Raw genomic sequence first — 1998 nt, forward strand, 5'->3', positions numbered from 1 at the left:
CCTTACATTCAGGCTTTAGTAACAGGAAATAAACAACAACTCAAGAAAATGAAAGATATTGACGTTTCCAAATATCGTATGCGGGACCTATCAGAGAAATACAAACCTAGTGCAGATATTGAAAAGGCTGTTGCAGATTTTCAACGTCGTCATGGTTTGGAGGGACAACTAACGGCAATCCTACGACAATCCAATGTACCCGAGAAAGAAACATCAAACATCATCAAAATAGTTCTAGATGGGTATAATGGCGAGCCTCAACATGAGCTGGTAATAAAGGCTCTCCAAATCTACGAGCAAATGCAGAAGGAACCCGACAAACCAACCCGGCTTTCACCACAGGTTGAGCGTGCTCAGATTGACATACCAAATAGTGCGTTGGAAAAATTCGATGCCTTTACTGCCGAAGTGTTGGAGAAAAAAGACCCTAAGCTTGTGCAAGACATCTTATTTAAGCATGGATTAGGTTATGATCTAGTAAAAGAACTCGACTTATAATTTTAAAAATACAGCACCTACACATTCAAACTCAAGACGGAGCTCGACAAAATCAAGGATGATTTTAAAATTTTCTAAACCATATCCAGATGAGACTTTCTATAGCTGGATAGCCCGCTATCATGACCAGTCAGCCAACGGGCTGTACAAATTTACCGCCCAACGTCTTTATGGTGAATCTCCGTCCTGCGCTATATATGGGCTACCCACTGGATTGCAATCCTTTTGTGAGAACCTACTGCCTCTGCAAATTTATTCTCCAGAAGATATCATCAAGAAGCACACTCTACTCCCATACTACTCATCGGCAGTCCCAAAGCAGCGACTTGAAATCGTAAAAAAGAGAATGCTTAACTCCACTAACACTGGAGTTTACGGAAAGCTGGGAACCCTCACAACGGAGGTGAAAAATTTCCAATATCTTAGATATTGCCCCTCCTGTCTTGATGATGATAAAAAACATATGGGAGAGCCCTATTGGCATCGAACTCACCAGCTCCCTGGTGTTTTGGTTTGCCCGTTTCATAGCATCCCTACACTCAATTCAAAGGTAGACAAACAGGCTCATCACCACCTTTTATACGCCTCTGCCAGCCTATATGCACAGCCAAATATCAGACAAAGCAAGGTCATAGTTTGCGACAAACTTATCACTGTGGCAGAGAGCAGCAGCGCCTTGCTGAAAGATTACCGGCAGTTAATCACAGTATCAGCTTACAGAAAAGCTCTACTGAACAAAGGCTTCAATCAAGGGAAGTATCTCGACCAAGAGAAGCTGGCTAAAAACTTCATTGATTTCTGGACTCCTGAAGTTTTAGAAAGTATCGGGGCCATGCCAGATTTTGACAAACACCATTGGCTAAGAAGAATAACAACTAGAAACCGGAATGGTCCTTTCTTTCCTCCTTTGTACCATGTTCTTTTGCGAACCTTTTTGAGGCATGATGAAAAGCCCTCCCCAACAAAACCATCCATAGCGCAAGTGAGCACAAATTACCCATGCCCAAACCCTTTTTGTCCTGAGCCTAACTCAAAAAGTGCAGTTCTATGCAGCACCCATCGAAATCAAAAGACAGGCCCTCTTCACGGCATCATCAGTTGCAAATGTGGATTTAGTTTCTCCTGCAATCTAGAGAAAGACAACTACTACACTGGCCATGTTTTAAGTTATGGCCCTGTGTGGAATAACAAGTTCAAAGCACTGATTAAACAGGGTTACAACATCCCGCAAATGATGGAAGCCATGTCTGTTTCCCAAAGAGTAATAATTCGTAAGGCTGTTGAGCTAAAGCTCAGCCCTGATTGGAAGGCTAAGATGGAACGGAAGCCGGGAAGAGAAAAGTATATCAATGATCGTATTTCCAAAGAGCGTAAAAACCTTCTTACGTACCTTAAATCTCATCCTAAACAGTCAAGAACCGAGATCAAAGCTGGTATGAATGCGGGATATAAGTTTTTATATCGGCGAGACCGTGAATGGCTACTTAATCACCTTCCATC

The 1998-nt window shown here is 42.4% G+C and carries 2 protein-coding genes; both read left to right on the plus strand.

The window, feature by feature from the left end; translation table 11 throughout:
• Positions 1-498 (plus strand): hypothetical protein (locus E1189_RS23040; RefSeq protein WP_196221034.1); only part of this gene is annotated, 498 nt, incomplete at its 5' end.
• 58 nt (positions 499-556) lie between these two features.
• Positions 557-1998: TnsD family Tn7-like transposition protein (locus E1189_RS01880; protein ID WP_155158384.1), on the plus strand; the 1442-nt coding region annotated here is incomplete at its 3' end.

The organism is Parendozoicomonas verongulae, from assembly GCF_009711465.1.
GTDB lineage: Bacteria > Pseudomonadota > Gammaproteobacteria > Pseudomonadales > Endozoicomonadaceae > Sansalvadorimonas > Sansalvadorimonas verongulae.